The sequence below is a fragment of the Caenispirillum salinarum genome, from assembly GCF_044803115.1.
GTDB classification, from domain to species: Bacteria; Pseudomonadota; Alphaproteobacteria; order Rhodospirillales; family Rhodospirillaceae; genus Caenispirillum; species Caenispirillum salinarum_A.
Window position 1 is genome coordinate 428,031 of the sequence record NZ_CP085224.1, and the last position, 17,738, is coordinate 445,768.

Here is a 17,738-nt window from a genome sequence, read left to right on the forward strand (position 1 = left end):
GAATGTTTCACATCCGGCTTGTCAGGCGAGGCCGGCGGGGATAGTGTGCGGCGCAGCACGCGGGCGGTTTCCGCCCGTTGATCCATGCGCAACGCCGCACACAGGAAGGGAGAGCGTTTCATGGCCACCGTGACCCGCCCGCGCCGCAGTGTCCTCTACATGCCGGGGTCGAACACCCGCGCGCTGGAGAAGGCCAAGACCCTGGCCGCCGACGGCCTGATCCTGGACCTGGAGGACGCCACCGCGCCCGACGCCAAGGAGGAGGCCCGCAGACACGTGGTCGCCGCCGCCGGCCAGTACGGCAAGCGCGAGGTGCTGATCCGCGTCAACGGCCTGAACACGCCCTGGGGCCACGACGACATCAAGGCCGCCGCCGCGTCGGAGGCCGACGGCATCCTGCTGCCCAAGGTGGAAAGCGCCGACGCCGTGCGCCTCTGCGCGCACATCATGGACGAGGCCGGCGCCCCGGCCGACATGGCGATCTGGTGCATGATGGAAACGCCGCTGGGCATCCTGCACGCCGAGGAGATCGCCAACGCCAGCCCGCGCATGGGCGGCTTCGTCATGGGCACGTCGGACCTCGCCAAGGACCTGCACGCCGAACACACGAAGATGCGCCTGCCCTTCGTCACCAGCCTGGGCCTCTGCGCCCTGGCGGCGCGGGCCTATGGGCTGGCGCTGCTGGACGGCGTGTACCTGGACCTGCAGGACGACGAGGGCTTCAAGGACAGCTGCGTGCAGGGCCGCGAGTTCGGCTTCGACGGCAAGACGCTCATCCACCCCAAGACCATCGGCATGGCCAACGAGGCCTTCGCCCCGAGCACGGAGCAGGTGGAGTGGTCGCGCCGCATCATCGACGCCCACGCCGAGGCCGTGAAGGAAGGCAAGGGCGTCGTGGTGGTCGACGGCAAGCTGATCGAGAACCTGCACGTCGAAAACGCCAAGCGCCTCGTCAGCCTGTCGGAACAGATCGACGAACTGGAGGCTGCGGCGGGGGCGTAAGGCTCTCGCAGCGCGACGCATTTTTTTGAACCACCACGGCACCAAGACACCAGGGCTTTCCGGCTCCGCCGGACTGTGACTGCGAGGGAGCCTCGGGCTCCCTCGCGCTCCCTCGCCCCCTTGGCCACGAAGCGGACAAACCAGGGGATAAGGTCGGGGAGGGATATGATGGCGCGCCTGCGCGCACTGTCCTGGTGCCTTGGTGTCTTTGGTGGTTCACCCCCACTCCACCGCCGTCTCACGCGGAGACCGACTCCATGACCAAGACCAAGACCAACCCCGGCAACTACTTCGAGGATTTCGCCATCGGGCAGGAAATCCGCCACGCCACGCCGCGCACGGTGACCGAGGGCGACATCGCGCTCTACACCGCGCTCTACGGTCCGCGCTTCGCCGTGCAGTCGGCGGCGGACTTCGCCATGGACCTCGGGTTCGAGGACATGCCGGTCGATGACCTGCTGGTCTTCCACATCGCCTTCGGCAAGACGGTGCCGGACATCAGCCTGAACGCGGTCGCCAACCTGGGCTACGCCGACGGCCGCTTCGGCGTGCCGGTCTACGCCGGCGACACCATCCGCACCACCAGCGAGGTCATCGGGCTGAAGGAGAACTCCAACGGCAAGACCGGCGTGGTCTACGTGCGCTCGCGCGCCGTCAACCAGGAAGACCAGATGGTGGTGGAATACTGCCGCTGGGTCATGGTCAACAAGAAGGACCACGCCAGCCCGGCGCCCGAGGCCGTGCTGCCCGACCTGCCCAAGGCGGTGACGCCCGAGTCGCTGCGTCTGCCCACAAGGCTGCGGCTCGACAAGTACGACTTCCAGCGCGCCGGTTCGACGTTTGCCTGGGAGGACTACGAGCCCGGCGAAAAGATCGACCACGTCGACGGCATGACCATCGAGGAGGCGGAGCACATGATGGCCACCCGCCTCTACCAGAACACCGCCAAGGTGCACTTCAACCAGTTCGAGCAGGCCAAGGGCCGCTTCGGCAAGCGCCTGATCTACGGCGGCCACATCATCAGCCTGGCCCGCGCGCTGTCGTTCAACGGGCTGGAGAACGCCTTCAAGATCGTCGCCATCAACGGCGGAACCCATTGCAATCCCACGTTTGCCGGCGACACCATCCACGCCTGGACCGAGGTGGTGGAAAAGAACGAGATCCACGAGCGCCCTGATCTGGGCGCGCTGCGTCTCCGTACCATTGCCACAAAGGATCGCCCTTGCGCGGACCACCCGCTCAAGGGGGATGACGGCAAGTACGATCCGCAGGTGGTTCTCGACTTTGACTACACGGTTCTCATGCCCCGTCGGCAGCCCTGAGACCTACCCGGTCGGGTGGGTGCGGTCCCGGTCCAGCCCACCCGGGAGCGTTGACAGGGGTGGGGCGAGGGGATAAACCTTCTGCCGCATTGCCGCATGACTCCTGGCGTCTCCCGGAACGCCGTGACGAGGGGGCGCGTGCATCACCCCGGCGCTTGCCGCCGGTGGGGTTCGCGCGGATCGGAGTCGGGCGCGGCATCCTCCCCGCGGGTGGGAGGGGTGGCCGTGCCCTCGCCAAGACGAGGCGCCGCGCGCGCCGCGACGTATGGGAACAGGCGCGGAAACGCGCCGCAGACTTATGCGCGTCCGCTATCGGGCGCCGACCGTCGAAGAGGCTGACGCCATGAAATCTGACACTCGGCCGTTGTCGCCGCACCTTCAGGTCTACAAGCTGCCCATCGAGGGCAAGCTGTCGATCCTGCATCGCATCACCGGCGTGGGAATCTCCATCGGCATGCTGCTGCTGACCTACTGGGTGGGCGCGGCGGCCTACGGACCGGAGACCTACGACGCCGCCATGGGCTTCATCACCTCGTGGTTCGGCTATCTGCTTCTGCTGGGCTTCTCTGTGGCCTTCTTCTTCCACACCGTCAGCGGCATCCGTCACCTGGTGTGGGACGTGGGCGTCGGCCTGACGAAGGAAGAAGCGCGCCGCTCGTCGTACGCCGTCATCGCGGCCACCGCCGTGCTGACCGTGCTCGCCTGGATCATCGGTCTGGCCTGAGGGGGAAAATACTCATGAGCCTGCGTTCTCCTCTCGGCCGCGTCCGCGGCCTGGGTTCCGCCAAGGAAGGTGTCGGTCACTGGATCGCCCAGCGCGTCAGCGCGGTCGGCCTGATCGTGCTCGGCTTCTGGTTCGTCACCGCGATCATTTCCAACGTCGGCGGCGACTACGCCACCTTCACCCGCTGGCTGAGCAATCCCGGCAACGCCACCATGATGATCCTGACCATCGGCGTCAGCTTCTGGCACATGGCGCTGGGCCTTCAGGTCGTCATCGAGGACTACGTCCACGGCGGCGCCCGCGCGCCCTCGCTGATCGCCGTCAAGCTGGTGAGCTTCGCGCTGGCTGCCTTCGGCATCCTGTCGGTCCTGAAAGTTGCCTTCGGAGGCTGAGGTAAATGGCTGAATACGACATCATCGACCATGAATACGACGTGGTGGTCGTCGGCGCCGGCGGCGCCGGCCTCCGGGCCACCTTCGGCATGGTCGCCGCCGGCCTGAAGACGGCCTGCGTCACCAAGGTTTTCCCGACCCGCTCCCACACCGTGGCCGCCCAGGGCGGCATCGGCGCGTCGCTCGGCAACATGGCCGAGGACAAGTGGCAGTGGCACATGTACGACACCGTCAAGGGCTCCGACTGGCTCGGTGACCAGGACGCCATCGAATACATGTGCCGCGAGGCCGTGCCGGCCGTCTACGAGCTGGAGCACTTCGGCGTGCCGTTCTCGCGCACCGAGGACGGCAAGATCTACCAGCGCCCGTTCGGCGGCCACATGCGCAACTACGGCGAGGCCCCGGTGCAGCGCGCCTGCGCCGCCGCCGACCGCACCGGCCACGCCATCCTGCACACGCTCTACCAGCAGTCGCTGAAGCACAACGCCGAGTTCTTCGTCGAGTTCTTCGCCGTCGACCTGCTGATGGACCCGGAAGACGGCTCCTGCCGCGGCGTCATCGCGCTGGACATGGCCAACGGCACCATCCACCGCTTCCGCGCCCACCAGACGGTGCTGGCGACGGGTGGTTACGGCCGCGCCTACTTCTCGTGCACCTCGGCGCACACCTGCACCGGCGACGGCAACGGTATGGTCGCCCGCGCCGGCCTGCCCCTGCAGGACCACGAGTTCGTGCAGTTCCACCCGACCGGCATCTACGGCTCGGGCTGCCTGATCACGGAAGGCGCGCGCGGCGAGGGCGGCTACCTCACCAACTCCGAGGGTGAGCGCTTCATGGAGCGCTACGCGCCGACCGCCAAGGACCTGGCGTCGCGCGACGTCGTCTCCCGCGCCATGACCATGGAAATCCGCGAGGGTCGCGGTGTCGGTCCCAACAAGGACCACATCCACCTGCACCTGGAGCACCTGGGCGCCGACGTGTTGCACGCCCGCCTGCCCGGCATCACGGAAACGGCCAAGATCTTCGCCGGCGTCGACGCCACGAAGGAGCCGATCCCCGTCCTGCCGACGGTGCACTACAACATGGGCGGCATTCCGACCACCTACATGGGCGAAGTGGTGCGTCCGACCAAGGACAACCCCGACCAGGTGGTCGGCGGCCTGATGGCCGTCGGCGAGGCGGCCTGCGTGTCGGTCCACGGCGCCAACCGCCTGGGCACCAACTCGCTGCTCGACCTGGTGGTCTTCGGCCGCGCCGCCGCGCACCGCGCCGCGGAACTGGTCAAGCCGGGCACCAAGCACAAGCCGCTGACGAAGTCCGCCGACGACCTGGCGCTGTCGCGCATCGACCGCATCCGCAACGCCAACGGCTCGCTGACCACCCACGAGATCCGGTCCAAGCTGCAGGGCACCATGCAGCTCGACGCGGCGGTGTTCCGCACCAAGGACAGCCTGAAGGAAGGCCTTGGCAAGGTTCACGAGATCGCGGCGACGCTCAAGGACCTCAAGGTCACGGACCGCTCGCTGGTGTTCAACACCGACCTGACCGAGGCCCTGGAACTGGAGAACTTGATGGCGAGCGCGCTTGCCACCATCTCCGGCGCCGAGGCCCGCCAGGAAAGCCGTGGCGCCCACGCCCACGAGGATTACCCGGACCGCGACGACGCCAACTGGATGAAGCACACGCTCGCCTACGTCGACCATGACTACAAGGTCACCCTCGATTACCGTCCCGTGCACACCTACACGCTGACGGACGAGGTCGAGTACATCGAGCCCAAGAAGCGCGTGTACTGATCGGTCGACGCTGACGACGCCTGTTGCGAGGAAAAAAACATGGCTGAATTCACTCTGCCGCCGAACAGCCGCGTGAAGGAGGGCAAGACCTTCAAGGCGCCGGCCGGTGCGAAGAACGTCAAGGCCTTCAAGATCTACCGCTACGATCCGGACCTCGGCGAGAACCCGCGTGTGGACACGTTCGAGATCGACCTGGACGCCTGCGGCCCGATGGTCCTGGACGCCCTGCTGAAGATCAAGAACGAGGTCGACAGCACGCTGACCCTGCGGCGCTCCTGCCGCGAGGGCATCTGCGGTTCGTGCTCCATGAACATCGACGGCACGAACACGCTGGCCTGCCTGAAGCCCATCGACGAGGTCACCGGCCCGGTCAACGTCTACCCGCTGCCGCACATGCCGGTGGTCAAGGACCTGGTGCCCGACCTGACTCAGGTCTACGCCCAGTACCGCTCCATCGAGCCGTGGATGAAGGCCGACACGGCGGTGTCCGCCAACAAGGAGCGTCCGCAGTCGCCGGAAGAACGCGCCGAACTGGACGGCCTGTGGGAGTGCATCCTGTGCTTCTGCTGCACCACCTCCTGCCCCAGCTACTGGTGGAACGGCGACCGTTACCTGGGCCCGGCGATCCTGCTGCAGGCCGCGCGCTGGATCAACGACAGCCGCGACGAAGCGACCGGTGAGCGTCTGGACCAGCTGGAAGACCCCTTCCGCCTGTACCGCTGCCACACCATCATGAACTGCACCAACACGTGTCCGAAGGGCCTGAACCCCGCCAAGGCCATCGCGGACATCAAGCAGAAGCTGGCCGAGCGCGTGCTGTAAGGCACGCCCTCAGCGCGCACGCGAGAGAGAAAGCCCCCGCCGGACGCTCCGGCGGGGGCTTTTTCGTGCCCGGCGCGGAGCGCCTGTCGCCCGGTGGTCCGCAAGCGGAACGCGGCCGCGATCGCTTGCGGTAAAATTCAACCCGCAGATGTAAGGGGCCGCCTCGCACTAAATCAAGAGTGGTATCTTTGCTGTTTCAACCATGATTTCACGGCGACCACCTTCCGCACTGGAAGATTGCACCGCAGCAAACTTTCGTCGCATAATGGCGATTAGGGAGTAGTCTGCGGCGATCGACCTGTCTGTCTCGCCGCGCCGTTCGGGGGCAGACATGCTTGAACACGATATTGACGTCGAGGGCCTCGCGCGGGACCTCGACATCGAGAACAAGGCCATCCAGCAGGGGCAGATGAACCAGCCGGGCCCCGGCGCGACCGAGTTCGACGTCCCCCAGCGCGACATCGTCCAGCGCATCGGCGAATTGCTCGACCAGGCCCGGCGGGAAAGCCGCGACGTGCTGGACAGCCACAAGACGCGCCGCGAACAGATCGAGCGCGAGATGGCGAACCTGCGCATCGAGGACATCCCCAAGGAGGCCGATTCCGCCATCGAGCGGGCCGAGCATGAACACCGGCCGGGCCTGGTGAAGGCCCGGGAACACGAACGCAGGATGCTGCGCGAGGTCCGCGTGTTCCAGGCCCGCCACAAATGCCGGCGGGAGCCGTCGTACCCCGACTCCTTCATTCTGCACTGGGCCGTCGTGGGCGGGATCGTGCTGGCCGAATCCATCGCAAACAGCTACTTCTTCGCCAAGGGCAGCGATCTCGGGCTGCTCGGCGGCCTGTTCCAGGCGCTGCTGATCTCGCTGGTGAACGTCGTGCCGGCGCTGCTGATCGGCTCGCGCGTGCTGCCCTATCTTCATCCGCTGGTCGACCAGAACCTGCGCATGGCGGCATCGGCGGGGCTGAGCCTGTACGGCGTTCTGCTGCTGACGTTCAACCTGGCGGTCGCCCACTACCGGGCGGTTCTGGAGTCCGACCCCTTCACGGCCATCGTCCAGGCCATTCCCAACCTCATCCGCTCGCCGTTCGGCATCAACAACCTGGACGCCTGGATCCTGTTCGGGCTGGGCACCGTCTTCGCCATCATCGCCATGATCAAGGCCTTCAAGGCCGACGATCCGTTGCCCGGCTACGGCCGCCTGCACCGCGCCTACAAGGAGGCGGAGGCCAACTATCTGGAACGGCGCCAGGCCATCACCACGGCCATCAACGGCGCCATCGACGAACACCGGGTGAAGGCCGACGCCATGGTCGCCACCGGGCAGGCGCACGTGCGCGAGTACAGCGACCTGATCGACCGGTCGCGCGCCGTCTGCAACGACTACACCCGGCACGCCAACGCGCTTGAGGAAGCCTGCAACCTGCTGCTGTTCACCTATCGCGCGCAGAACTCGGAAATCCGCACGGCGAACAATCCGCCGTACTGGAACGACAAGTACAGCTTCGGCAAGCACCTGCGCATGGCGCTTCCCGACCTCAAGGACGAGGAGCGCAACCTTGAGCAGTTCAACGTGGCGGTCAAGGACATGCGGGGCAAGATCGGGGATACGCTGGACGCGCTGCGCAGCCTGAACAGCCGGAAGCTCGAGGACACCAGCGCCTTCTTCCGTGAGGTCGAGGAGGAGGCGGAGCGGCTTCTCAAGCGGGACGGCCCCGCGCCGGCCGCCGGCGCCGCGGCCGCGTGAAGGTGATCCATGCCCGCGCGGAAGAAAAAGAACCTGAGCAAGAAGGACCGCCAGGGCCTCGCCATCATCGCCGGCATCGGCGTGGTGCTGCTGGCACTGATCGGCGTGCGGCTGGCCGTGGGCGACTCCCGGGCCTACGACCCCGAGACGTTCTGCCCGGTCGATGGGCCGACGGATCATCTGGCGGTCCTGATCGACCGTTCCGACTCCCTCAGCCGCACCCAGGCGGCCGTAGTGCGGCGCCGGCTGGAGGCCGCGGCGGCCGACCTGGACGCGGGCGAGCGGCTGTCGCTGTTCGTGCTCAGTGATGACGACTACGACCTGGAGCCGCTGTTCTCCAAGTGCTCCCCCGGCGACGGGACGGAGGCGAACGCGCTCTACCAGAACCCGGCGCTGATCCGGCGGCGGTTCGAGGAAGGGTTTCGGCAGCCGCTGGACATGGCGCTGGACGAGGCGGTCGAGGGCCTGGCGGCCGGTACGTCCCCGATCATGGAGATGATGCAGGTCATCACCACGCTGCCGACCTTTCAGCCCGAGGATTCGGCCCGGCGGCGGCTGCTCATCGTGTCCGACATGCTGCACAACATGCCGTACTTCACGCAGTACGCGCCGAACGGAGCGGATTTCGAGGCTTTTCGCCGGCGGGCGGGGCGGGAAGCGCCGTCGGCGCTTCTGAACGGCGTCGACGTCCAGGTGATCTATCTGGTGCGTCCCGGCTTCACGCAGTTCCAGGGGCGGGAGCATGTCGAGTTCTGGGAACGATGGATCGCCGAAATGGGCGGGCGGCTGACGCAGACGGACCGCGTGCGCTGAGCAAGAGTGACTTGAGGGGAAGTGGGTATGGCGTCGGAAGCGCAAGATAAGAAGGGCGGCAGTCCGCAGGGGTTGGGGAAAGGATTCCGGCTGACCTTTTTCGCCGGCGCGGGCGGGCTGATCGCAGCCGGCCAGTGGTGGCCGGACGCGCCCTGGTGGGTGGTGGTCGGCTGGCCGCTGTTGTGCATGACGCTCTACCATCTGTGGGGCCGGAAGCAGGACCCCAAGCGCAAGCACCGCGACGTGCTGGGCGACAGCCTGTACTTCCTGGGTTTCCTGTTCACCCTGACGTCGCTGGCGGCCAGCCTGCTCGGCATGCTGGCCGCGCCGGAAGAGGGCATTGCCGCCGCGCATTTGCTGGGCCGCTTCGGTGTGGCGCTGACCACCACCATCTACGGCTTCTACCTGCGCACCATGCTCAGCCAGCTTGTGCCGCGCATCGACCAGGAGGAGCAGGAGGCGCGCTGGCAGATCCACGAGAACGTCCAGACCCTGACCTACAACCTGACCAAGGCCGTGGACCTCATCAACGAGGCCAGCGGCGCCGCCAGCGCCAGCATCCGGGCGGCCGGCGAGACCATCGAACAGGGCTTCAAGGAAACGCTCGACGAGACCAGGAAAAACATCTCGGCGAATCTCGATGCCTCCTTGAAAGAGGTGATGGAGGAATACAAGAAGTCGGCCGCGAAGATCGCCGGAACCACGAACGAAAACGCCGAGAGCATCCGCACGTCCATGCAGAACGGGACCGAGCGGCTCAGCAAGGCCATCGGTGATCTGGAGGAGCAGATTCGCACGTTCCGTCCGCCGGAGGAGCACGTTCACGTGAAGCTGGACAAGCTGTTCTCCGGCCTGGCCGGCAACATCGCCTCGCTCGATGCGCGGGTGCAGGACGCGGCGGCGAAGATGCAGGCGGCGGTCGAGGAGTTCCAGGGCTTCTCCAAGACGCTCAGCGGTGCCAACGCCAACATGGGCCGGGTGCGGAACGCCATGGACAAGTTCGCCGCCAGTTCCGAGGCGGGCGCGGCGGCCATCGGCACCGGCGCCGAGGCCTTCGAGCGGATCGACGGGTCCATGGCGGCGGCGGTCCAATCGCTGTCGCAGGCGGTGGCGGGGATCGAGGCCGCCTCCGCCACGCTCAACGACCGCATGGCATCGGCTGCCACCGTCTGGGAGGAGCACACAAGCGGCTTCGCCGAGGCCAGTGCGCAGGGGCGTGAGCGGCTCAACAAGGCCCTGGAAACCGACCTCGCCCAAATGCAGCGGGCGCAGGAGCAGATGCGGGCAGCCCGCGAGTCGGTGCTGAAATCGTTCCAGGAGGCTGCCGAGGAAAGCACCCAGGCCGTTCAACAGCACTGGAATGCGGAGGCCCAGGCTGTCTACGACAAGCTGACGGCTGCGGCGCATGCCATCGCGGCGGATTTCTCGGAAACCATGCGGACGCTAGATGACGCCCTGGCGACGATCCTCAACGACGCGGCGCAAAAGACCGGGCAGGCCAACGGCTACGCGGGGGCGCGACATGGATAACCGACAGCCGTCTTCTCTCGGCAATCTCTCCCGCCTTCTCCAGCGGCCCGACTTCGTGGCCCTGACCCTGGCCGAGGTCATGGTGGCGATGGTGTTCCTGGTGATCATCATCGGTGCCGCGTCGGGCGCTTTCGCCACCAACGAGCCGTCGCGCGAGGCGCTGATGGAGGAGCGCGAGCGTCTTCTGGCGCTGGAGAACGCGCTGGGGAAAGGGCTGGGCAAGTCCGAGGTCGTGCCGGCCGACGTGGATGGCCTGTTCTCCCGCCTCGTCCGTCTCGAAGACCTGGAAACCGATGTCGCACGGCTCAAGCAGGAGCTTTCCGAGGAGCGGGCCGAGAAGGAGGACCTGGCCTCGTCGCTGACCGCCGACAAGCGGGAACTTCTCGAGCAGTACAGCGCCGTCAAGCGCCAGCTTGAGGCGGAGCGGCAGGCGCGGGAGACGGCGGAGCGCCGGCTGAAGGCCACCGAGGATTTCGCGAAGGCCCTGACGGCCCGCTTGCAGGAGGCACAGAAGCAGGCAAAGGACCTGGAGGCCGAACTGGCCGACATGCGCCAGCAGAACCAGGTGTTCCGAAGCCGGGTCGCGAAACTGGAAGAGGTCACCGGCGGCGGCGCGGGCATCGGGTCTCCTGCATGCTGGCGGGCGGGCGACGACCCGGACGGCAGCCTGCAGTACGTCGCCAACGTCAAGGCGTTCAACGGCTATCTGATCGTGTCGCCCGCTTGGCCCCAGTCGCGCGCCGATCAGGCGGCGGCCCTAGGGCTCGACCGGCAGAGACTGGGCGGCGTGATGAGCCGGTCCGACTTCAAGCGCGTCTTCCGCCCCATTTACGACGACGGCGTGCGGCGCGGGTGCCGCTACTACGTGCGGTACGACAACCGTGCGGTGACCGACGCCAACCAGCTGCGCGCCATGGACGAACTGGTGGAAGGGCACGTCTACATCTACCGGTCCCGGTTGCGGTGAGGGTGAACCATTGAGCGCGGGGCTGCCGAAGACACTGGAGGCGGGCGATAGACTCCTGGAGACACTGCGGGAGGCCCTCGGGATGGATGAAGGCGAGGGTTCGTCCGAGCAGTGGACCGAGCCGGTTTCAACTCCCGGTCCGGTTGATAAGCCCCGTCGGAAGCCGTGGTGGGGCGATCGGTTCCTGGATTGGTTCCAATGACGTCCGACGGCGAACCCGACGATGGTCTTATCGACCGCATCGACCATGCGGAGGAGGCATTGGACGGCGCGTTCCTCGGAACGGCCAAGCTCTGCCTCTACCTGAACTCGGGTGCGGTTCCCGCGGCCGCGGCGATGCTGAGCCTGGCCGGCGGGCGCCCGACCTACATTGATGCTGCCCTCGGCGCCCTTTCCTTTTTTCTTGTCGGCATTCTCATCGCCAGCCGGGTGAGCGAGGCGGACCTGCTCCTTCAGGAAAGCAGGGCGCGGGATCTGCGGGCAGAGTTGAAAGGTCGGGAAGCGCCGCACGGCGACGGCGACGTTTCTCCGGGCAAGGCCGAACTCAAGAGGGAACTGCGCTTCTTGAGGATCGTCGTTCGGCGCCCCAGAATGCAGCCGTACACGGAGAAAAATCTGAAAATCGCGTGGGCTCGCCAGAAGAGGCGCGTGAGGCTCAGCCTGCGGTTTTTCTGGCTCGGTGTCCTGTTCACCGTGGTTGCCTTCGGCGTCAGCCAGTTGCCTTTCTCTGAGAGTGATGCCGGGCCCCGCTTTTTGGTGAAGGACCTGTACGCGGAATATATAAGCGACTCGCTACGCCAAGGCGGCGACTGGCCCCGACAGCCCTGCGGTCGCAACGACAGCGGCGAACTGCTTGTCGCCTTGGCCGTGACGGTGCTGGAAGACGGCTACTTCGTCGCCGCCGGTCCCCAGTTCAAGGACAGGCGCGGCAACCCGTTCCGCCGCCGGCACCTGGATGTGCGGATGGATCAGGGGCAGCTTGACGCGCTTCTGGATCAGGTGTCCCGCGACCATGCGCGCGACGGCTGCAAGCCGGCCCTCTGGGTTCACGCTGCAGTTCGCGATCTTGGCGCGCGCCGGGACAAGCTGCGGCCGCAGACCTTCGCCCACTACATCGGCCACGGCCATGCGCTTGAGGAACACGCCGGGCAGACGACGGGCCTGCCCAAGCCGCCGCCGCCGAAGCCGCCGCGCCCGCGACCCTGATTTGCGCCCGCACGTCCCGCCCCCTGAAGGAAAACCGGCGCCCCCTTGCGGAGGCGCCGGTTTCCGTATCCGCGAGTCGCGGGCGATCCGGGTCAGGCTCAGGCGGCCGAGCGGATGGCCGCCTCCTTGACCTTGGGCTCCACGTGCTCCTCGAACTGGGCGAAGTTCTTCTCGAAGCGGGCCGCCACGTCGGCGGCGGCGGCGTCGTAGGCCGCCTTGTCGTCCCAGGTGCTCTTGGGCTGCAGCACCTCGTCGGGCACGTTGGGGCACGTGGTCGGGACCTGGACGCCGAAGTTCGGGTCGGTCGTGAACTCGGCCTTTTCCAGCGTGCCGTCCAGGGCGGCGTTCACCATGGCGCGGGTGTGGCTGATCTTCATGCGGTGGCCGACGCCGTAGGCCCCACCGGACCAGCCGGTGTTGACCAGCCAGCAGTTGGCGCCGTGCTGTTCCATCAGCTCGGCCAGCAGCTTGCCGTAGACGGTGGGGTGACGCGGCATGAAGGCGGCGCCGAAGCAGGTGGAGAAGGTGGCCTGCGGCTCCTTCACGCCCTTTTCCGTGCCGGCCACCTTGGCGGTGTAGCCCGACAGGAAGTGATACATGGCCTGTTCCGGCGTCAGCTTGCTGATCGGCGGCAGCACGCCGAAGGCATCGGCCGTCAGCATGATGATGTTCTTGGGGTGGGCGCCCCGGCCGGTGTCGCTGGCGTTGGGGATGAACTCCAGCGGGTAGGAGGCGCGGGTGTTCTCGGTCTTCGACCCGTCGTCCAGGTCCAGCTCGCGCGTGCCCTCGTCCATCACCACGTTTTCGAGGATGGTGCCGAACTTCTGGGTGGTGGCGTAGATTTCCGGCTCGGCCTCGGGGCTCAGCTTGATGACCTTGGCGTAGCAGCCGCCCTCGAAGTTGAAGACGCCGTTCGGGCCCCAGCCGTGCTCGTCGTCGCCGATCAGCGTGCGCGAGGCGTCGGCCGAAAGCGTGGTCTTGCCGGTGCCCGACAGGCCGAAGAAGATGGCCACGTCACCCTCGGGCCCGATGTTGGCCGAGCAGTGCATGGGCAGGATGCCCTTGCCGGGCAGCGTGTAGTTGAGCACCGAGAAGATGCTCTTCTTGATCTCGCCGGCGTAGGACGTGCCGCCGATCAGCACCAGCTTCTTCTCGTAGGACACGGCGATGACCGTCTCGGACCGGGTGCCCTCGGTGGCCGGATCGGCCTCGAAGCTGGGGCACTGGATGACGGTGAAGCCCGGCGCGAAATCCTTCAGGTCGGCGGCCTCGGGCTGGATGAACATGTTGCGCGCGAACATGTTGTGCCAGGCCTGCTCGCAGATCACGCGGACCGGCAGGCGGTGGTCCAGGTCGGCGCCGGCGAAGCAGTCCTGCACGAAGACTTCCTTGCCTTCCAGGTGCTTGAGCATCCGGGCGTGAATCTTCTCGAAGTTCTCCACCGAGATCGGACGGTTCACGTTGCCCCAGTCGATGGTGTCCTTCACCGATGGGTCCTCGGCGATGAACTTGTCGTTGGGCGACCGGCCGGTGTGGACGCCGGTGTCGGCCACCAGGGCGCCACCCTTGGCGAGCTGAGCCTCGCCGCGCTTCATGGCCTCCTCGACCAGTTGGGCCGAGGTGTAGTTCCAATGCACATGGGCCAGGTTTTTCAGGCCCAGGGTTTCGAGACCATTCGAACTGATGTAGGGACCGGACTGCTGCACCACGAGGCTCCCGCTAATGACGTTTCGTGAACGCGCGATTCGAAGACACTAAATTGCCGAATCGGAACGCGCGTACAATAGTGGCTCAAATGGGCGCGGGCAACCGTGAGGATGGCAGTTTTGCGAAGGTTTTTAGCGTGTCGCGTGTGGTACGTCCGAAGGGCTATTCCGCACCACCCGCCCGCGCCTTTTTCACCAGCGCCACCAGGGTCTCCCGCGCCGCGGACGGGTCCGTCAACGACGGATCGAACGGCAGGCGCGCGGCCTGTTCGCCGGCGACCAGATCGCACCCGTCGGCGTCGATGGCGGCCATGCGCCATCCCTCGCCCGACCGCCCGCACAGGCGCCGCGCGTAGAGGTCAACGGCGTTGGCGTGGTCATCGTTCATGTGGGTGATGATGGAAATCTCGGCATCGCCCATGGCCGCGGCCAAGGCCGGCGGGGTGAGCAGGGACGGCCCGTCGTCGATCCAGACGGCACGGGCGAATCCGCCGACGAAATGCGCGCGCTCCACGGTCATGCGGTAGAAGCCGAAGTCGCCGAAACCGGCATACATGGCGGCGGCGGGATGCCGGGCGAGGAAGCGGCGGCGGGCACGCTCCTCCCGGGTGGGATCGGCAAGGCGTTCGATGCGGCCCAGGGCGGTGGCGCGCGGGCCCGTCTGCGGGTTGTCGAGCCCCTCGGCCTCGTCCACCAGCAGGGCGGCGCGGGGCTCGGCCGTCAGGTTGCGGGTGTGGTCGGCCAGGCCCGACAGCAGCAGGATCGGGCTGCCGTCCTGGTCGGTGGCGACGGTGACCAGACTGGCGTAGGGCGCACCGCCCTCGGCCATGGTGGTGGCGAGGCTCGCCCGGCGGGCACCCCGGAGCAGCCGCCGGACGGCGTCGCGATGGCTGCGGCCGGGCTTGATGGTGGGAATGTCCTTGCGCATGGGCCGATCATCGCCCGCCGCCGGCGCGGCGTAAAGGCCGGTTGCGCGGCAAGGTCTTCCCAAACGGTTGGGAACGCGCCACACTGCGCCCCATGCAGCATCGCTCATATACCGCGCGCCGTGGGCGCGAACGCTCCGGCCCCGGCGGATTCGCCGTCTGGCTGGCGAGCGTCGCGTTGCTGTTGCAGATCGTCGTGCCCCTGGGACAGGCCGTTCCCCTTCCGGTCGGGGCCGATGGTTTCCCGCGCTCTCTGGTGGTCTGCACGGCTTACGGGCCGCGCGCCATGACCCCGGACCAGCAGGACGCGCGCGGCCGCGCCGCATCCCCTTCCGGCGCGAGCCACTCCTGTCCCGTCTGCACCGCGCTCGGCTTCTGCGGCCTGGATGCGCCGGTCGCGGCCGCTCCCCTTCCGGCTGCCCTGCCGCTCCAGGTTTCCGCCGAGTCGCCGTCGTCTCCCCATGCCGACCGCCGCCCGTGGTCGCGCCTGGCGCGGGGCCCGCCGGCGGCCTGAGCCGGCTCCTTGGCCCGACCCAGCGCGTTCCCTTTCCAGACGACGACATGATCCCATGCCGCGCATGACCGCCGGCATGGTCGGGAGACTTTTCCATGATGACGCTGCGTACCCTTACCGCCGCCGCCGCCGGCCTGATGCTCGCCGCCGGCCTGACCGCCGCCGCCCACGCCGCCGAGGGCGGCGAGGCGACGACGACGCCCGCCGCCACCGCCGGTGCCGTGGAAATCCACCAGCCCTGGGCCCGCGCCTCTGCCGGCATGGCCCGCAACGGCGGCGCCTTCTTGATGCTGAAGAACACCGGTGCCGAGGACCGGGCCGTGGTCGCGGCCGCCTCCGACGTCGCCAAAACCGTGGAACTGCACACCCACATCAAGGAGGGCGACGTCATGAAGATGCGCGAGGTGGAGAAGATCGCGGTGCCGGCCAACGGCACCACGCTGCTGCAGCCGGGCAGCTACCACGTCATGCTCATGGGCCTGCACGCGCCGCTGGAGGAAGGGCAGGTGTTCGATATCACGCTGACCCTGGACAATGGCGAGACGGCCACCGTGGCGACCCATGTGAAGGGCGTCGGCGCCATGTCCGCCGGCGGCGGCCACGGCATGGGCGGCATGAAGCACTGAGACCCGCGCGACGACGATCACGCGACGACGATCATGCGAATGGGGCGGCTCCGGGAGAGCCGCCCCACTCGCGTTCCGGTCCTCAGGCGCCGCTGGACTCGTAGGCGAGCGCGGCGCCGATCAGATCCTCGATGGCGTTGCCGACGCTCTTGAACAGGGTGATCTCGTCCGCCGACCGGCGGCCCGGACGTTCGCCGCGCGTCAGCTGGAACAGGTCGCCCTTGATGTCGTCGGGCTTCAGCACGCCGGCGGTCATGGGCTGGACGATGTCGCCGGCCTCCTTCAGCGCGCCGTCGCTGTCGATGAAGACCGACGCGCGGGTGACGCCATCGTCGTCGGTTTCGCGCATGCGCGGCGTGAAGCCGCCCGCCATGTCCAGGTGCTGCCCGGGCTTGAGCCAAGCGCCCGGCACCACCGGGTCGTGGGAGGTGGTGACGCACGATATGACGTCGGCGGCGTCCACGCCGGCGCGCAGGTCTTCCACCAGTTCGACGCCGTGAACCTCCTTGCGCAGCTCGTCCGCCGTCTCGCGGTTCCGGCCGTAGACCAGCACCCGTTCGTAGTCCCGCACGGCGCGGTGGGCCGCGATGAAGTGGGGCGCCAGCGCGCCCGTACCGACCACCAGCAGAGTCCGGGCGTCGGGCCGCGCCAGGTAGTCCGCCCCCAGCGCCGAGGCGGCCGCCGTGCGCCGGCGGGTGAGTTCGGTGGCGTCCATGACGGCCAGCGGCGTGCCGGTGTCGCCGTCGCACAGGTAGTAGACGCCCATCACCGACGACAGGCCGCGCTTGGGGTTCTCGGTGAAGACGGTGGCGATCTTCACTCCCAGGTACGCACCCTCGCGCCACGCCGGCATGAGCAGAAGCATCCCCTTGGCGTTGTCCTCGCCGGGCAGCGGATGGTGGTGGCGCAGCGGCACGGTGGCGCCGGCCTTGAACCCTTCGCGCAGGGCATCGACGAGGGCGCGGGGTTCGAGGGTCCGGGCGACGTCCTCGGCGGTCAGCAGGCGCATGGGGCGGGGTCCTTCCTGAATGATCGTGGTCGTTGGCCGATTGGCCTCATCATCCAGGTCGGGCGGGGGCGCGTAAAGGGCCGCTCCGGATTGCCGGGCGCGGGACGGGTGGACCGGCGGCGGGACGGGTGGAGACGGCAGGAGGGCGGAGGGTCCCCCAGAACCATCCGCCCTCCGCCTGTTCGCGGCCGGCTCCCGCGGCTCGACACCGTTCGAAAGGTCCGAGGACTTGATCCCGTCGACCACCGGCCGCGACCTGCCCCGCCGTTCCGCTCTCAGGGGGGAGGGACTGGCGAAGGGGCGGGGCAAGGCGATACCGGCGGCTTTAGTGATGCCGCATGGTGTTGGTGATGCTGTCGGCGACGAACTTGGACACGGCGATGCAGGCGGCGAAGGTGACGGCCAGGCCCAGGCCCACCTCCCACAGGTTGCCGGACAGCCAGCGGGCGGCGTCGCCCTTGATGACGAACATCTCAAGCCCCATCCAGATCAGGATCGGCGCCAGCATGAACACAGGCAGGAGAATCGGCAGAAAGCGCATGGGTCGATCCTTTCTCGTGATACATGCGGAAATAAGAATGTGACCCACAGCATAAGGGGCGCCGACGGGGCGCCCCATGACATCCGTCAATGAGC

Annotated in this window: 17 protein-coding genes; 13 read left to right on the plus strand and 4 right to left on the minus strand. The window is 67.5% G+C overall.

The annotated features are described in order from the left end of the window. Positions 1-120 precede the first annotated feature (120 nt). From LG334_RS02005 to LG334_RS02055, 11 genes are all read left to right on the plus strand, one after another. The gene (locus tag LG334_RS02005; RefSeq protein WP_404382812.1) at positions 121-1,002 is read left to right on the plus strand and encodes an HpcH/HpaI aldolase/citrate lyase family protein; all 882 of its coding nucleotides are present in this window, start codon (positions 121-123) and stop codon (positions 1,000-1,002) included. Positions 1,003-1,259: 257 nt separating this feature from the next. After that, entirely contained in the window at positions 1,260-2,324 is a 1,065-nt protein-coding gene (locus tag LG334_RS02010; RefSeq protein ID WP_404382814.1) for a MaoC family dehydratase, read from the plus strand. Between the two features lie 343 nt (positions 2,325-2,667). Next, on the plus strand, positions 2,668-3,048 hold the full coding sequence (sdhC, locus tag LG334_RS02015) for a succinate dehydrogenase, cytochrome b556 subunit (protein ID WP_043643642.1): 381 nt from the start codon (positions 2,668-2,670) through the stop codon (positions 3,046-3,048). 14 nt (positions 3,049-3,062) lie between these two features. Continuing rightward, positions 3,063-3,440, plus strand: a complete 378-nt coding sequence (gene sdhD / locus LG334_RS02020; RefSeq protein ID WP_009539208.1) for a succinate dehydrogenase, hydrophobic membrane anchor protein — start codon at positions 3,063-3,065, stop codon at positions 3,438-3,440. 5 nt (positions 3,441-3,445) lie between these two features. Next, positions 3,446-5,236, plus strand: coding sequence for a succinate dehydrogenase flavoprotein subunit (sdhA, locus tag LG334_RS02025; RefSeq protein WP_404382817.1), 1,791 nt, complete (start codon positions 3,446-3,448; stop codon positions 5,234-5,236). Between the two features lie 39 nt (positions 5,237-5,275). Next, complete coding sequence (locus tag LG334_RS02030; protein ID WP_404382819.1) at positions 5,276-6,058, plus strand: succinate dehydrogenase iron-sulfur subunit; 783 nt, start codon at positions 5,276-5,278, stop codon at positions 6,056-6,058. A gap of 331 nt (positions 6,059-6,389) precedes the next feature. After that, positions 6,390-7,805 (plus strand): hypothetical protein, encoded by a 1,416-nt coding sequence (locus tag LG334_RS02035; protein WP_404382821.1) that lies wholly within the window; start codon positions 6,390-6,392, stop codon positions 7,803-7,805. A 9-nt stretch (positions 7,806-7,814) separates the two neighbouring features. After that, positions 7,815-8,618 carry a hypothetical protein gene (locus tag LG334_RS02040; RefSeq protein WP_404382823.1) on the plus strand — a complete coding sequence of 268 codons (804 nt, stop codon included), beginning with the start codon at positions 7,815-7,817 and terminating at the stop codon, positions 8,616-8,618. Between the two features lie 72 nt (positions 8,619-8,690). Next, entirely contained in the window at positions 8,691-10,148 is a 1,458-nt protein-coding gene (locus LG334_RS02045) for a hypothetical protein (protein WP_404382825.1), read from the plus strand. Beyond that, positions 10,141-11,115, plus strand: coding sequence for a hypothetical protein (locus LG334_RS02050; RefSeq protein WP_404382827.1), 975 nt, complete (start codon positions 10,141-10,143; stop codon positions 11,113-11,115). The genes LG334_RS02045 and LG334_RS02050 overlap by 8 nt, the downstream gene beginning before the upstream one ends. Positions 11,116-11,313: 198 nt before the next feature. Further along, positions 11,314-12,321: a hypothetical protein gene (locus LG334_RS02055; protein WP_404382829.1), complete on the plus strand. Its 1,008-nt coding sequence runs from the start codon at positions 11,314-11,316 to the stop codon at positions 12,319-12,321. A 98-nt stretch (positions 12,322-12,419) separates the two neighbouring features. On the opposite strand, the gene LG334_RS02060 is transcribed toward LG334_RS02055, so the two are convergent. Continuing rightward, on the minus strand, positions 12,420-14,027 hold the full coding sequence (locus LG334_RS02060; RefSeq protein WP_404382831.1) for a phosphoenolpyruvate carboxykinase: 1,608 nt from the start codon (positions 14,025-14,027) through the stop codon (positions 12,420-12,422). Positions 14,028-14,190: 163 nt separating this feature from the next. Continuing rightward, positions 14,191-14,955, minus strand: a complete 765-nt coding sequence (locus LG334_RS02065; RefSeq protein WP_404382833.1) for a HugZ family protein — start codon at positions 14,953-14,955, stop codon at positions 14,191-14,193. A 92-nt stretch (positions 14,956-15,047) separates the two neighbouring features. Between LG334_RS02065 and LG334_RS02070 the strand changes: the two genes are divergently transcribed. Further along, entirely contained in the window at positions 15,048-15,467 is a 420-nt protein-coding gene (locus LG334_RS02070; protein WP_404382835.1) for a DUF2946 family protein, read from the plus strand. A 95-nt stretch (positions 15,468-15,562) separates the two neighbouring features. Beyond that, positions 15,563-16,093, plus strand: a complete 531-nt coding sequence (locus tag LG334_RS02075) for a copper chaperone PCu(A)C (RefSeq protein ID WP_404382837.1) — start codon at positions 15,563-15,565, stop codon at positions 16,091-16,093. 82 nt (positions 16,094-16,175) lie between these two features. On the opposite strand, the gene LG334_RS02080 is transcribed toward LG334_RS02075, so the two are convergent. Together LG334_RS02080 and LG334_RS02085 are read right to left on the minus strand one after the other, a co-directional pair. Then, a complete protein-coding gene (locus LG334_RS02080) occupies positions 16,176-17,102 on the minus strand; it encodes an ornithine cyclodeaminase family protein (protein WP_404382839.1) in 927 nt (308 codons plus the stop codon). Between the two features lie 325 nt (positions 17,103-17,427). Further along, complete coding sequence (locus LG334_RS02085) at positions 17,428-17,643, minus strand: hypothetical protein (RefSeq protein WP_404382841.1); 216 nt, start codon at positions 17,641-17,643, stop codon at positions 17,428-17,430. Positions 17,644-17,738 lie beyond the last annotated feature (95 nt).

What these genes read in the sequence shown, in the direction of transcription:
- LG334_RS02005 (WP_404382812.1), top strand. Translation starts at nt 121, where the DNA reads ATGGCCACCGTGACCCGCCCGCGCCGCAGTGTCCTCTACATGCCGGGG.
- LG334_RS02010 (WP_404382814.1), top strand. Translation starts at nt 1,260, where the DNA reads ATGACCAAGACCAAGACCAACCCCGGCAACTACTTCGAGGATTTCGCC.
- sdhC (WP_043643642.1), top strand. Translation starts at nt 2,668, where the DNA reads ATGAAATCTGACACTCGGCCGTTGTCGCCGCACCTTCAGGTCTACAAG.
- sdhD (WP_009539208.1), top strand. Translation starts at nt 3,063, where the DNA reads ATGAGCCTGCGTTCTCCTCTCGGCCGCGTCCGCGGCCTGGGTTCCGCC.
- sdhA (WP_404382817.1), top strand. Translation starts at nt 3,446, where the DNA reads ATGGCTGAATACGACATCATCGACCATGAATACGACGTGGTGGTCGTC.
- LG334_RS02030 (WP_404382819.1), top strand. Translation starts at nt 5,276, where the DNA reads ATGGCTGAATTCACTCTGCCGCCGAACAGCCGCGTGAAGGAGGGCAAG.
- LG334_RS02035 (WP_404382821.1), top strand. Translation starts at nt 6,390, where the DNA reads ATGCTTGAACACGATATTGACGTCGAGGGCCTCGCGCGGGACCTCGAC.
- LG334_RS02040 (WP_404382823.1), top strand. Translation starts at nt 7,815, where the DNA reads ATGCCCGCGCGGAAGAAAAAGAACCTGAGCAAGAAGGACCGCCAGGGC.
- LG334_RS02050 (WP_404382827.1), top strand. Translation starts at nt 10,141, where the DNA reads ATGGATAACCGACAGCCGTCTTCTCTCGGCAATCTCTCCCGCCTTCTC.
- LG334_RS02055 (WP_404382829.1), top strand. Translation starts at nt 11,314, where the DNA reads ATGACGTCCGACGGCGAACCCGACGATGGTCTTATCGACCGCATCGAC.
- LG334_RS02065 (WP_404382833.1), bottom strand. Translation starts at nt 14,955, where the DNA reads ATGCGCAAGGACATTCCCACCATCAAGCCCGGCCGCAGCCATCGCGAC.
- LG334_RS02070 (WP_404382835.1), top strand. Translation starts at nt 15,048, where the DNA reads ATGCAGCATCGCTCATATACCGCGCGCCGTGGGCGCGAACGCTCCGGC.
- LG334_RS02075 (WP_404382837.1), top strand. Translation starts at nt 15,563, where the DNA reads ATGATGACGCTGCGTACCCTTACCGCCGCCGCCGCCGGCCTGATGCTC.
- LG334_RS02080 (WP_404382839.1), bottom strand. Translation starts at nt 17,102, where the DNA reads ATGCGCCTGCTGACCGCCGAGGACGTCGCCCGGACCCTCGAACCCCGC.
- LG334_RS02085 (WP_404382841.1), bottom strand. Translation starts at nt 17,643, where the DNA reads ATGCGCTTTCTGCCGATTCTCCTGCCTGTGTTCATGCTGGCGCCGATC.